10 protein-coding genes are annotated in these 14,979 nt (G+C 39.7%); 1 reads left to right on the top strand and 9 read right to left on the bottom strand.

The features are described from left to right. Positions 1 to 12: 12 nt before the first annotated feature. From DXB58_RS03110 to DXB58_RS03085, 6 genes are all read right to left on the bottom strand, one after another. Positions 13 to 3,303, bottom strand: coding sequence for a TonB-dependent receptor (locus tag DXB58_RS03110; protein WP_122135878.1), 3,291 nt, complete (start codon positions 3,301 to 3,303; stop codon positions 13 to 15). A gap of 36 nt (positions 3,304 to 3,339) precedes the next feature. Then, on the bottom strand, positions 3,340 to 4,572 hold the full coding sequence (locus DXB58_RS03105; RefSeq protein WP_004304167.1) for an MFS transporter: 1,233 nt from the start codon (positions 4,570 to 4,572) through the stop codon (positions 3,340 to 3,342). Positions 4,573 to 4,578: 6 nt separating this feature from the next. Next, complete coding sequence (locus tag DXB58_RS03100; RefSeq protein WP_122135877.1) at positions 4,579 to 6,219, bottom strand: sialidase family protein; 1,641 nt, start codon at positions 6,217 to 6,219, stop codon at positions 4,579 to 4,581. Positions 6,220 to 6,335: 116 nt separating this feature from the next. Further along, complete coding sequence (locus DXB58_RS03095) at positions 6,336 to 7,247, bottom strand: dihydrodipicolinate synthase family protein (protein ID WP_122135876.1); 912 nt, start codon at positions 7,245 to 7,247, stop codon at positions 6,336 to 6,338. 35 nt (positions 7,248 to 7,282) lie between these two features. Continuing rightward, positions 7,283 to 8,299 carry a hypothetical protein gene (locus DXB58_RS03090; protein WP_122135977.1) on the bottom strand — a complete coding sequence of 339 codons (1,017 nt, stop codon included), beginning with the start codon at positions 8,297 to 8,299 and terminating at the stop codon, positions 7,283 to 7,285. Positions 8,300 to 8,346: 47 nt separating this feature from the next. After that, the gene (locus DXB58_RS03085) at positions 8,347 to 9,099 is read right to left on the bottom strand and encodes a FadR/GntR family transcriptional regulator (protein ID WP_004304171.1); all 753 of its coding nucleotides are present in this window, start codon (positions 9,097 to 9,099) and stop codon (positions 8,347 to 8,349) included. A gap of 296 nt (positions 9,100 to 9,395) precedes the next feature. Here DXB58_RS03085 and DXB58_RS03080 point away from each other — a divergent pair, with 296 nt between their 5' ends. After that, positions 9,396 to 9,959, top strand: coding sequence for a prolyl-tRNA synthetase associated domain-containing protein (locus DXB58_RS03080; protein WP_122135875.1), 564 nt, complete (start codon positions 9,396 to 9,398; stop codon positions 9,957 to 9,959). A gap of 626 nt (positions 9,960 to 10,585) precedes the next feature. Here the strand turns inward: DXB58_RS03080 and DXB58_RS03075 are convergent. Genes DXB58_RS03075 through DXB58_RS03065 form a run of 3 tightly spaced genes read right to left on the bottom strand, consistent with a single transcriptional unit; the run spans position 10,586 to position 14,979 of the window. Next, positions 10,586 to 13,006, bottom strand: a complete 2,421-nt coding sequence (locus DXB58_RS03075; RefSeq protein ID WP_122135874.1) for an ABC transporter permease — start codon at positions 13,004 to 13,006, stop codon at positions 10,586 to 10,588. Continuing rightward, entirely contained in the window at positions 13,003 to 13,719 is a 717-nt protein-coding gene (locus DXB58_RS03070; protein WP_004304173.1) for an ABC transporter ATP-binding protein, read from the bottom strand. The genes DXB58_RS03075 and DXB58_RS03070 overlap by 4 nt, the downstream gene beginning before the upstream one ends. Positions 13,720 to 13,731: 12 nt before the next feature. Further along, a complete protein-coding gene (locus tag DXB58_RS03065) occupies positions 13,732 to 14,979 on the bottom strand; it encodes an efflux RND transporter periplasmic adaptor subunit (protein ID WP_122135873.1) in 1,248 nt (415 codons plus the stop codon).

Here is a 14,979-nt window from a genome sequence, read left to right as displayed (position 1 = left end):
AGTCTTATTTAATTAGAAATTAATTTTTACTCCCATATTATATTGTCTTGGCCTTGGGTATACCCCATAATCCACTCCGGTATATATTTCAGGAAACATACCATCATATTTCTTTATATAACCTATGTTATATGCTCCAGCAAAAACTTCCACTCCACTCAATCTTATTTTTCTAACCCAAGTTGATGGTAGCATATAGCTTAAAGACACTTCCCTAAATGCCAGATAATCTCCTTTACTAAAATACAGGCTATTGTTGGTACTCCCACTTTCAGAACTACCTATTTGATTATCCCATCTCATATGATTTCGATATTGATAATCGTAATCACTTTGAACTGTATATTTAGGATATTTCGTTCCATCATTCGCACTTTGCCAGGAATTGGTCATTGCGTCTTTTATGGCATTATTGTTATTACGTGAACTACCCATTATCTGTCCTTTAAAACCATTATCTATCACATGTCCCATAGCCCAGTCCATTACAACCCGTACAGTAAGTCCTTTATATTTGAAAGAGTTGACAATACCTCCCACCTTATCCGGTCGGATATATCCCATGAATTTCATATCTTTAGAGTCCAATTGCCCATCATTGTTCACATCTTCAAATATGGCATCTCCTGCATGTTTCTTTCTACCTTGCGCATTAGGATCATTAGGGGCTTTAGCTGCTTCTTCTTCCGTTTGATAGGTTCCTAAATAATGAAACGCCCATCTTCCACCAAACTTTTCGCCCTCAGCAATTCCCCCAACCTTTTTAGTACCTCCTGTAGCAGGATCATAAATAAAATTACCTCCTACCCGATTTTTCTCCTCTCCATTATCCGGTAAATCTACTACGACTCCTTTATTGTAAGCAAACGTCAATGATAAATCCCATGAAAAATCTTTGGTTTGAATAGGAGTAGCATTCAACTCTATTTCTATTCCGGAGTTTCTTACTGAACCATAATTACTCTTAATCGAACTAAAGCCCGTAGAATTCCATAAAGGTTCATCATACAATCTATCAAATGTCAGTTTATTATAGTAGTCAATTAATAATCCCAATCTATTATTAAAAAATCCGAGATCGACTCCAATATCATACGATTCCGTCGTTTCCCATCGTAATTGAGAATTTTTTAATGTTGTATTTAGTATACCTACTGATCCTTGATAATTAGTATCTGTAATTTTGTACTCACCTCTTGAATTGGCAACACTCAAATTGTTATTACCCGTACGCCCCCAACTTGCGCGCCATTTCCAACGACTCATAATACTTTCTAATGGCTTGAAGAAATTTTCCCTATGCATATTCCATCCAGCTGATACTCCAGGGAAAAATCCCCATTTATTATCTTCTGCAAACCGTGAAGAACCATCTGCACGCATACTGACAGAAACTATATATTTACCTTTATAATCATAGTTTACACGTCCAAAATAACTTAAAGTAGCTTCCATTGTCTTAGTAGAACTTGCTCTTTGTGTACTATCTGCCGTTGCATTTAATGTTGGAATTAAATCTATAGAAGATCCACTACCGCTTGCCGAAAGTCTGTAACTATAATCATGAGTATAACTGGCACCTGCTACAGCTCCTATATTATGCTCCTTGATTTTCTTATCATACGAAAGAACCAAATCTCCCTGCAAATGTCTGTCATAGTTATGCTTAGCTGAAGCAGGACGGATTGTATTTCCAGTCGTCTCATTATCTGCCTGAAAATAATTCTCAATACCTTCAGTTCCAAAATAATAGGCTGTTGGTTTTAAAACTAGCCCAGGTAAAATATTCCAGATTGCACCCAACTGAAAAGTTGTCCTATACACACTAGTATCATCATAATTTGTTTTATAATAAATCTCATGCAATCTACTTCTAAAAGAAGAAATACCTTCTCCGGGGGCTGGAGTTCCATCTTCATAGTACAATCTGTAGGTCGGTGGTGTTAATATACTTCGAGATATAGTATTGACTGTATTTCCACCTCCCACAGCATCTCTAACCTGCAGACTAGCTTTAGTAGACAAACTCCATGCCTCACTTAATTTATAATTTCCATTAAATAAGACACTATAATTTTTATAATTTGTACCTCTAAGTATACCATCCTGATTCAAATATCTTAAACCTACATAATAATTAATCGCCTCTGTTCCTCCACTAATACTAAGATCAACCTCATGCTTTTGTCCTGTTGTGAAAGTTGCTTTCTGAAAGTCATTATCCTGGAAGATGAGCTGTTTTCCCGTAACAGGGTCCGCCATGGTTTGCCAGCCCTCATGTTCCAGTAGATTACTCACATAACCTTGACCATACTTTTGCAAATAAACATCCAAAAATTCAAGTGTATTTTTAGAGTTTCTCGGATTTCCTGTTGACATACCAAAAGAACCACTTAAGAATTTTGCCTGATCTTCCTTTCCATTATATGTCAAATCAGCCTGATTAAATTTCGCAATATTAGAACGGGATAATGTTATATAATCCCGTGCATTCAATAGTGGAATTCTCTGCGGTTGTTGTTCCACTCCATACGTATACCTTAAACTGACAGTAGGTTTCCCTTTCTGACCAGCTTTAGTTTTAACCAAGATTATACCATTAGCAGCTCTGGAACCATAAATAGCAGTAGAAGCAGCATCTTTCAGAACTTCTATCGATTCTATATCTGCAGGATTCATATCTGATATATTTCTAAATCCTTGTGATATTATACCATCAATAATTATTAAGGGAGTATCACTTTCAGGTGAAGTAGAACTACCTCCACGAATAAATATTTGAGGGTCTGCCCCCGGTTGTCCATTAGATATTTGTAAGGATAAACCTGGAACTTTGCCTTGTAATTGTAATAACGGATTCTGTCCTGGTGCTTTTTGAAATTCCTCTTTATTTATCTTAGAAATAGAATTTGTTATTAATGCTCTTGACTGTTTACCATAACCAATGGCAACGACTTCATCAAGTAACACAGAACTCTCTTTCAAAACAATCACAATATTTCTCCGTCCCTTAATATCAACCTCTTTTGTTTCCATTCCGACAAAAGAGACAATCAGAGTTGCATTAGGAGGAACCATTATAGAAAATTCACCGGAAGCATTGGTGATAGTACCTTTATCCATACCTTTTACGGATATTGAAACTCCTGGTAATTCAACTCCTGTCTGGTCTTGTACTACACCAGAGACCTTTATATCTTCAGAATTAATATTATTTGCTTGAATATTTGAAAATACAGATGATAAGATAAATACCATCGATAATATTAATAAATCTTTAGTATGCTTTATTGAGTTTTTCATAAAAAATAAAATTAGAATGAATAAATTATATAAGGATTAATCTTTCATATCAATCGTTTTAGGTCGCAGACAAGTGACCAAAATGACCAGCATAACAAATACCAGTATAGCAAGCAACGCAAAATCGCGTCCCAAATGTCCGGCATCCATCGACTCACCCAGAAGGCTCGTAATAGTAGCTCCGGCAAATACACCACACATATTCATAATACCATAGGCAGTTGCCCTGTAACGTGCAGACACAAACTGACAGAGAATAGGCATATTATTTGCGTCAAACATACCAAAACCTATCCCAAACAGCATAGCCCCCATCACCAGTGCGAAAATAGAATGGCCATATCCGATAAACAACAAGGAAGGTATGATAAGCCCCAAACCCATAGCACCAGTATATACTCTTCCACGTACATTTTTTAATACCCAACGGTCGGATATATATCCACCTGCCAACACGCCGAATAGTGAGGACAAAGCTATAGAAATAGTAGACATAGGACCTGCTACCGAAATATCAATAGATAAGCTGTCAGAGAAAAGAGTCGGTAACCAGTTCTTTGCCGCCCACCCCGGGGTGCCCGGTACACAGAAATAAAATAAGATAATCCAGAAAAAGACATTGGAAAATAACATTCCCAAGCTCTTCAATACAGGAATCTTTTTCATCTTCTGATTTTCTGATACACTTCCTCTCTCTTTATCACGCAGAAGAAATGCCAGAATAACACCATAACCCACACCTATAATACCAAACCAATGGAATGTTGTATGCCAGGAATAGATTGCTGCAAAAGTAGCCCCAAATCCACCGATAGCCTGTCCCACATACAACCCTGTCATATGTATTCCCACAGCCAACGAACGAGTCTTGTCTTTGTGAAAATCGGCAATCAATGACAAAGCAGCAGGCAAATACAACGCTTCACTAATTCCCATAATTCCACGCAACCAGTAGAGTTGATTGAAAGTGGTGGCATATCCCATCAAGTAAGTAACTCCTGACCACACACACAGACTACCTACAATCAACCATTTGCGGCTCATACGATCACCGACAATCCCCGATAAAGGACTCATCAGTCCGTATACCCACAAGAATACAGCCATCAGGCGACCGAAATTGGCTGCTGATTCCAATTCCCGCACATCCTCCATCATTGGAATTCGCATAGTGGAAAGCATTTGCCTGTCCATATAATTCAACAAGGCAACACCCCACAGCAGCCCAACCACTACCCAAGGATATATATTTGAAGTTTTATTATTCATGTCCGTTTACTTTAAAATCTCTATTAAATTGATTTTTATAAAAGCTAAATCCGACTGACTACTCTCATATAATATACCTATTGAATTTTCATCTATGGATGTAATGCAGGAATATCCGGCACTACGATATTGGTCGAAAAGAATCCAATGTTCTTCCGGCCAAGTCATTCCATCATCAAAACTAACTTTTAAAGTCAGATTATCTCTTGTCCCATAATTATTCGGATTTACAAACAGAAGCATGCTTTTCTTCTTTCCTTCTTCCATATACTCATGTCGATGCAGACTTGCCATACAAGTAGGTTCTACGAGTGCTCTCCGTGAAGTTGGATGTTCTTTCCAACTTTCTCCCAGATCAATAGTTGTGCAGATTCTACGACCGTTCACGTCTTTATTTCCTCTGTTCCGGTTATCACGCATGTTCAACATCAAGGCGCCGTCACCTAATTGTACGACACTACATTCCGTAACATCCTGATATGCAGGATTACTGGTCACCCACGTCTTTCCATGATCTTTACTATACGTAATATTCGAGAAAGGAAACCCGTTTTCGTCACGTCCTTGTGTAGGAAATACCAACGTTCCGTCTGTCAACGTAATTCCCTGTCCGGGTGCAGGTGCAAATAACCACCATTCAGGGCGTTTCGTCTTTGAGGTTATATTATCCGGAAAGCCCCAGCTAAGACCATCATCCGTACTTTTTGCTATCATAAACTGGGAAGTTTCTTTTAGCCCTGTTCCTGGTTGAGAACCTCTACCTTTCCATTGATGTGTCCAGTTCGTACTGTTTTCATTCAGACCTTCTATCCACTTTCCGTCTTTATCCAGCAGACCGTGCATCCACAATCCGGCTACATAAATATCACCAGTATTTTTATCTACTAAAATACAGGCATCACTCACTCCATTGTATTTCTGTGGTAAACCTCCCCATTCCCTCATATCCAAAACAGTTTGAATGGGTTGCCAGGTTACTCCCTTATCTGTACTACGATGAAGAGCAATATCTATATTTCCCTGCAAATCACGAGGATAATCATAGCGGGCATCAAAAATGGCCAATAAAGTGCCTTTATTACTAGTAGCTAATCCTGGAATACGTGATGAGATACATCCATCCTGTCCTTTCTGTCGTACAGCTACTCCTACTCGTAAAGGTTTACTTGTTTTATCCAAAATTTTCAGATTGCCTTTCGTGGTTTTCACCCGGTTACAATTAACCTGAACACGATGATCCAGTGAAACCGTATCTTTCAATGTTACGGCTACCCAAAAAGACAAAGAATCCTGATTAACCTGCACTTCATTAGTAAATGACATTTTTTGTGTAGCGGGAAGTGCATTACAAAGTAAACGAGACGTATCTATCAGTCCATTTTTCTTCGCACCATATATGGCAACAGAAACAATATCTGCCACATTCGTGCTCCCCAATAAATCCAGATCTATTTGCCGGATAACATAAGGTTGATTATCTGTCCTGATTAAAGTTATCTTCATTACAGGATTTGTCGGTTTCTTTACCAACACAGGAATAACAGGTCTCTCCAGTACCCATTTTATGTCTTTACCTAAAGATGTGACTGGTGACACCAATAACAAAATCATCGAAAATATGATAAATATTTTCTTACTTACTTTCATAGTATCTTTATTTTAGGTAATTTTGAACGCATTTAACTAGATTGGAGGGGATAGACAGAAAGTAAAGTAGCTTACCCCAGCAATACACTTTTACTGTCATCTCCTCTTTATTATCTTCAGAATTCAAAGAATTTTATAGCATCCAAATCACCTCTTAGTTTTTCATATTCATCAACAGAAAAAGGTTTTATCGGCAACCGGCAAGAACCGCAATCAATACCTATCAGCTTCATAATCGCTTTGCCACCGCGCACTCCGCCACCATATTTAATAATAACCTCCACGGTACGTATGGATTTTATCTGATTGTGGCGAGCCGTTTCCAAATCATTCATTTTCATTGAATAAAAAATAGCCTGATAGACATTAGGTATATAATTATACGTACTCCCAACTCCTGCTACAGCTCCCATAGCCAAGCCAGAAATAAGAATTTCATCATAACCATGCAATACTTCAAACCGATGTTGCTCCAACTCTATGCAAACTCCCATCTCCATCAGGTTATTATGAGTAAACTTAGTACCCACCAGATTAGGTATTTTCTTTTTCCCTTCCACCAAAAACTTATCCACCGGCAAATTAACCCCTGTAATCGATGGCATATTATAATAATAGAAAGGTAAGCCAGCAGCAGAGTGGCAAATAGGTGCAAAAAAATCAACTAATTCATCTACTGTTCCCGGTTTAAAAAAAGAGGGAGCAATTGAAGCAATAGCATCGGCCCCTACTTGTGCAGCATGACGTGCCAGTTCCATTGCACTTCGTTGACAGTTTGAGCCTACATGAGCTATGACTTTGAATCGCTTACGGGCAGAAACGAGCCATTTTTCAAGAATTAATTTACGCTCATCGATCGTCAATGAAGAAAATTCACCGGTTGTGCCGCACACAAATACCCCTTTGATAGGAGTCGATGCTATCCAATCAGCATATTTATCAATAACAGATAAATTTACGTCCCCATTCTCATCCAATGGGGTGAAGGTGGCCGCAACCATACCTTCCAGTTTTTCATAATTGTTCATAGTGCATTTAATTAGATTGTTATTTTACTTTATTTTCAGAAAGTTCCTTTCAAAATTAAGGGAGTTCGTATACCAGGTTGTATTTCACCGCTTACCACGTAAACGTCATTCCCCATATAAACCACATTTGTCGTAACAGGAATAGGATAAGGGCAGTCTAAAGAATCCACCAAAGAATTTGTCTCTGTACTGATGACTCGTAGCTTACGGCTAAATCCCGGATGCTCGGGAGATGTAGGTAGTATTTCTTCAACTCCTCCCAGTAGTATTATCTTGTCTTTTTCATATGGAATAGCAGTCCCCGCCATTACAGGAAAATTACCAGCTATTTTGCTCCATTTCCTGCTACCTGGTTCATATACGTACCCCTCCGTATATTCTACCATCACTTCATTCGGAGCATAACTCCTTCCACTAAAAAGATAAAATCGTCCTCCCTGAACCACACTTACCGCATAGGCGAGCGATGGTCCCTCCCAACCGGGCATCTTCTGCCATCCTTTTTCTTTATGCAATAAATCAAGCATATAAAAATGATTGGTCGACTGTTCATTTGTCATAGTTTCCTGCCCCCCAGCAATATAAATACAGTTATCCCCAATAGCCCCCGTTGCATTTGCCAACGGAACCGGCAAAGCCGGATAACTAACAGAATCTACTACAAATGAAACGCCCTCTTTTTTTATGAGAAAAACTTTATCGCTGCATTGCATACGATCGCATCCTCCAATACATAATAACCCTTCCGGCAAGCATATCGAAACTCCATAAGCTAATGGGCTGTTAAGGAAATCATCATAAACAGTCCACTTCTCCGTATGCAGATCATAACTATATAAAGTAGCCCACCAAGTTTTAACTCCTCCCTCCCAAGGATATTTATCAGGAAAGTTGGCTCCTCCCAGCACTAGTAATTTATCCTCTACTATTCCTGAATATGCACCAGCCAATCCAACGTTTTTCAGCATACCGGTACATCCCGGAAGTAACAATGAGTTTTCCCATTGCATTACTATCTTATTTTCTCCTTTTCTCGAACAAGCCGCATTCATACATGATAAAATTAAAGATAAATATAAAATAAAAAAATACTGTTTTCTCATATACTATCTATCCTTTCTTCTTCGTTTTTCTCTGCCATCAATTCCAAACTCCGGTTCACTTTAAAAATCTTATAAACCTCAAAATGTCTTTCAATGGCATCACGATAGCCTTTCTCGTCTCCTTTTCTTATAAAATCCAATAAATCAGCATGAGTAGCTATTCTGCCGCTTTTACTCATCTCTATATTTATAGGTTTTAAGTAGTCTTTGAACTTTTCTTTCACATAGACAAGTATAGGATGAATGATTTCCTGAAATTCAGATATTATTTTATTTCCCGTAATTTTGTATAGTTTTGTATGAAAAGCCGATTCGCTGATTAACGCATACTCGTTATTCTCGAAAACAATTCCCATTTTCACAATCTCGCTCAATTCCTCAATATCTTTAGGAGTTATCTTACGGAAAATATCACTTGATATTCCTATTTCAAGTGCGATTCTGAAATCCAATAAATCCAAAATTGTTTCTTCACTCAAAACACGAGGATCTATCACTCTTTTCATTCCACCTAAAATGGAAGGTTCAGTCAAAACCATTCCCTTACGAGGGCGCGCATGAATCAGTCCCATCATTTTCAAACGACTCAAAGCTTCTCTGACAACACTTCTTGCAACTCCTAATTCTGCGGCCAGATTATTCTCATTGGGAATAGAATCTCCACATCTCAAATCATTCTTTTTAAAGTAGGTAAGTAAGCTGTCTTCTACCTGATCGATCAATGTTGTTTGATTAATTTCTATCTTCATATTATTAGATTTTATCATTTGTAGTATTTGTCTGACAAATAATACAAATGCAATATTAAAAGATTTTTTTTAGAATGCAAGGGCATTATAATAAGAAAATGCACATTTATGTTGAGAAACATACTTTTAGTACATATTGAGCTCTCATTTAGAACAATAGCAAGAGCAGAGATACTCATTTTAAACATAGTAGCGATATCTACTTATTATAGTGAAGGTATAAATTCATAAGATAGGATACCCCCAAAAATAAGCAATTAAAGATACAGACAAAATCACATATAAAAATCTAGGTTATGTCTATTGTATCTTTTATCTTTGCAACAATCAAAAAAAGCGATTATATGAGTCCTGATTCAGAATATACAGAAACACATGAGAATAAAATCTATGCCACTCTTGACAAACAGGGAATAGCGTATCAAAGTCTACACCACCCAGCCATAATGACTATGGAGGAAGGAGCAGAAATAGCCCAAAAGCTAGGTTGTACTTCATGCAAGAGTCTGTTTCTGACTAATAAACAGCAAGAATACTTCATGCTCTTATTGCCCGCAAATAAAAAATTGAAAACAAAAGAACTTGCCGGGCAGATAGGTAGTTCCCATCTCTCTTTTGCTTCCGAAAAGGCAATGGAAAATCTCTTGTGTACTTTTCCGGGGGCTGTCAGTATTCTAGGTCTTATCTACGATAAAGAGAACAAAGTACAGCTCCTGATTGATAAAGAAATTCTTGAATCAACATATATAGGATGTCATCCATGCGTAAACACATGCAGTCTAAAAATCAAATTGGAGGACATTCTTAAAATACTATTGCCCGAAATCAGTCATCAGAATTTTAATATTGTGGAGTTATAATCCGAAATTACAAAGTCGTACATTCTGCAAAAAAAACGAACATTTAAGCTAGTTTCACGACTTAATTAAAGTACATGTCTTGTTCCTCGGTGAGAAACACATCGTTGCACACCGAGAAACGGGTCGTTCCTTTTAAAGGAACGGGGCTTTGGTTTTAAACCAAAAAATAAACCATATAATCAACTAAATATCAGCGTATTACCAGATTGCTATTCCAACTAATGAGCATATTAGAATTTTATTGACAACTCACGATAGGATGGGAATGATAGAATAACAGAAAGGATAGAAAAATTCATTTTAAACATGGTGACGGTATCCACTTATGATAGTGACGGTATATTCGTGGGATAGGGTAACCATCCCGACCGGATAGTGACGCTATGTTTTTGCTGGGAAAAGAGCATAAAAAAAGGCTATCTATCCCAGACAGCCAATCTTTTGTTAACCTTAAATCTAATACTATGAAAAACACATTGCAAAGATACGGACTTTCTGCATATCTCCAAATTTTCAGGCTCAAGTAGCGTATCTTATAACATGGTTTAATAGAAGTAACAGTTTCGTTAACATTTAACATAAATCCATCGGATATTAACGAATATCCGATGGAGTAGATTCAGAGATTACTCATATCGCAATGAACGAGCAGGTTTGCTCATTATTATTTTCATTGTTTGGAAAGCCACTGTCACAAATGAGATAAACAGCATCAGCAATACAGGTACTATAAAGAACCACGCTTTGAGATCGGTACGGAAAGCATAATGCCTTAACCAGGCATTCATACTAAACCAAGCTACCGGAAGAGCTATAACAACCGCAATCAGAATCAACTGGAAAAATCCTTTAACCAACTGATAGAAAAGATTCCAGCGGGAAGCTCCCAACACTTTACGTATTCCCATCTCTTTGGTGCGGGTGGAACAGGAAAACATGACTAATACCCAAAGTCCGAGACAGGAAATAAAGATTGCCAATCCGGTGAACGAACCGATCATCGCTCCGAAAACCTCGTCTTGCCGATATTGGTGGTCGAAGAACTGATCGAGAAAGAAATAATCAAAGCTGGAATCCGCGAAATACTGATTCCAGATCTCTTGCACTTGAGATACCAGTTCACGGGGATTTCCGGAAGCCATCACAACAGAGATATAACGTTGGGGCAACCAATCAATTTTATCTTTATGAATCAGCATGATAGGTGTATAGTTCTTACTCAACGCCTGCTGATGATAATCTTTCACCACTCCGATAATCTGCATTGGCGCATCGGTACATTCTACTGTTACCAACTCGCCTATCGCCTCATCATTGGAGGCAAATCCCAGATTACGTACAGCCGTTTCATTAATCACCAGTTTATCGACATCATCACCATATTCTTCGGAGAAACTTCTTCCGGCTACTATCTGCAAACCGTATGCATCTGCATAATCAGGATCACAAGCCAGCATTTCATAAAGACGGTTCTGCTTCAAAGCGTCATTGGTGCGACGATTGGAAAGGAATGTGGCCACTTCTTCTCCTGGTACGGCACCGGAGAAAGTAACCCGATAGACCAGAGGAAGACGCGCGATTGCTTTTTTCATTGCTTCCAACTTGATATTCTGCCCCTCTGTATGTCCCGGAAACTTAACCACTAATGTCTGGTTGGTTTTCACTCCCAAAGATTGATTGCGCATAAAATTCAGCTGTGCAAAAACAATCAATGTAACACAAAGTAAAATCATGGAAGCTGTATACTGGACAACCACCAGTACCTGACGGGTCCGGTCGCCTGACTTGCTATGCAAAAACTTCCCTTTCAACAAGGTTATAGGTTTGCGATTCAATAAAGCCAATGCCGGATAATACCCGGAAATAAATATTCCGGCTATGAAAACGAGAACCAGCAAAATCCACCAGTAATCCATGAACCAGACAGAAAACGTAACTGTACGTCCTACCAATTGGTTGAAATGTGGAAGAACCAGTTCTATTAATCCCACAGCTAATATGAAAGCTATCAGATTCATAACCAAGGCCTCAAACAGGAATTGATAAATCAACTGTTGGCGGAAAGCTCCCACTACCCTGCGCACTCCCACTTCTTTAGCACGCTCCATCGAACGTGCTACGGTCAGATTGATATAGTTAATCCAGGCAATAGCCAGAATAGCGACAGCCGCAAAAATCAGGGCGATCATAGCAGAACGATTTCCTTTGGTTTCCGTCTCATAGCCTATCTGTGGGGTGAGATGTATATCTGCCAAGGGAATTAAAGACACGCCCCACGTCTTATTTTTCAGTGCTTCCTCTGTCTTGTATTTCTCCGCCATCACAGGAAATTCTTTTTCTATCTCCGCTTTTCTTTCCGGTGAGTCGAGCAAAACATACGTATAGGCTTCATGCTTATACCAGTATTCCTGCATATATTGAGGCAGAGAGGCATAGGAAATCAGAAAATTATAATGAATGTGTGAGTTGGAGGGCATTTCTTTCATGACTCCGGTCACTTCGCACGATACTTTATCATACGTTCCGGTAAAGATCAGAATTTTGCCGATAGGGTCTTCATCTTTGAAATACTTACGGGCAATACGTTCGGTGATTACCACTTGCCGGGGCATGGAGAGACAAGTCTTTTTATCCCCTTTCAGAAGTTCGAAATCAAAAAGACGGAAGAAGCTCGGATCGGCATAGGCTATCTGATTCTCCCGTAATGTCAGTTCGCCATATTTCACAATCTGCTCCGGTTGGAGATGGGTAGCGATACGGGTATAATCTTCGATTCCGGCAAGATTCTCTTTCATGGCCGAGGCATATCCGAAAGAGCTGGTCGCCCAGTAATCGGTCAGGACTTCCCCTTCATGAAAAGTGCTTTGCACCCGATAGATATGGGCATATTTCGTGTGCATTTTATCAAAGCTGAACTCAAAAGTGACATAGGTTAGCATCAGTAATGCCGATGCCATTCCGATTGCCAATCCAAAGATATTGATGAAACTGAACTTCTTCCGCTTCATCAGATTCCGATAGGCACTATTCCAGTAATTCCCTATCATACGGTTTCGTTTTTAGATGACGTTTTCTTTTCCAGCGGACGGTTGATGTTTTCGGCTACAATCTGTCCGTCCAATAGTTGGATGACCCGGTGTGCATATTTCGCATCCCGCTGTGAGTGGGTGACGATAATGATTGTGGTTCCCTGACGGTTGAGTTCGCTCAACAGTTCCATCACTTCGATGCCATTCACCGAATCCAGATTTCCGGTAGGTTCGTCGGCCAGCAGTAGTTTACATTCAGTCACTACGGCACGGGCAATGGCTACACGCTGTTGCTGTCCGCCGGATAACTGCTGGGGATAATGATTCGCACGATGTAACAGGTTGACTTTCTCGAGCACTTTGTTGACTCGTTCTTTCCGTTGGAGAGTCTTCATACCAAGATAGACAAGTGGCAGTTCCACATTCTCATACACGGTCAGTTCGTCAATCAGGTTGAAACTCTGAAAGATAAAGCCCAGATTGCCTTTCCGCAAAGCAGTCAACTGGTTTTCAGTCATTTTATCGACTTGCTTCCCCTCAAAAAAGTAAGAACCAGAAGTCGGAGAATCCAATGTACCGAGAATATTCAGCAAGGTGGATTTGCCGCATCCTGACGGTCCCATTATCGCTACAAATTCTCCTTGTTCCACCTGTAAGGTGACATCATTCAATGCTTTTGTCTGCACCTCTTCTGTGGTGAAAAGCATAGATAGTTTTTCTGTTTTAATCATAATAATTATTCATTATTTTAGTATTAGTTTCTCATTGTCTCCAAATAATTCATAGCCGGATATGATTACTTTCTCACCCGGAGACAAACCGTCTGTCACCTCGTAATACTGTGGATTCTGCCGTCCTATCTTCACAGGGCGCCGCGTGGCAAATGTACCACTTTCATCGACAACGTACATCCATCGGCCCCCGGTAATTTGAAAGAATCCGCCACGGGGAACCAGAATAGCTTGTGCCGGATCACCCAATTGCAGGTTTATGTGATAAGTCTGTCCGGCACGGATATTCTCCGGTCGTTCGGATATAAAATTGAGGTCTGTACGAAACTGACCGTCTTTCACTTCAGGATAGGGTTTAGTCACTTCCAGTTTATAGGTTCCTCCGTCACGGGTAAAGTCGGCTGGAAGTCCGGGAAGTACCCGTTCTACGTAGTGCTCGTCTATCTGTGCCTGTACTTTAAGGTCGGAAGTGATGATTTGCCCGATATGTTCACCGGCAGAAATAGATTGCCCGATTTGCGCATTCAGGTTTCCTACCTGTCCGTCAATCGGAGCTTTCACTTTCAGGTTTTCCAAGCGCTCACGAACCAATGCCAAGCTCCGTTTCATATTACGTATATTCTCGTCAAGACTGCCTATCTGACTTTCCCGAAAAATATGATCCTGACGGATACGTTCGTCAATAACAGCCAGTTGCTCTTTGGCTGCTATATATTCTTCCTCTGCCTGGCGATAGTCTTCACGTGCTATCAGTTGTTCGTTTACCAAACGTTTATACTGCTCATAACGGCGTTGCTTCCCGATAAGCTCTTTATTCAGGCCGATACGTTCTTGTTTCAGTTGCAACCGTTCCTGCTCCATACTAATCCGGGTATTACGCAACTCGTTTTCCTGATAAGCAAGATCGGCTTCACTCTGCATGATACCGATATTGAGCAATGGGTTGCTAAGACGCAGAATCACATCACCGGCCTTTACCATAGCTCCCTCTTCTTTCAGGCGCTCTTCCACACGACCGCCCTCGATGGCATCCATATAGATAATCCGGCTAGGCATGACCTGACCAATCACACGGATATAATCACTGAACTCGGCCTGCTTGACAGTAGCAATTGTCAGCCGGTCTTTCTCCACTGCCATAGAAGAGGCTGTATCTCTGAAAATAAAATAGGCAATCACAGCAAGTCCGAGCATTACCCCACCGACCCAATAAAGACGTTTGCGATTGATGCCGGGTTTTCGTTCAATAAGTGTATCCAT

Origin of the sequence: Bacteroides sp. OM05-10AA, assembly GCF_003439055.1 — a bacterium.
Taxonomy (GTDB): domain Bacteria; phylum Bacteroidota; class Bacteroidia; order Bacteroidales; family Bacteroidaceae; genus Bacteroides; species Bacteroides intestinigallinarum.
The sequence above is the reverse complement of the archived record's forward strand: the minus strand, read 5'-3'. Positions and strand labels throughout refer to the sequence as shown.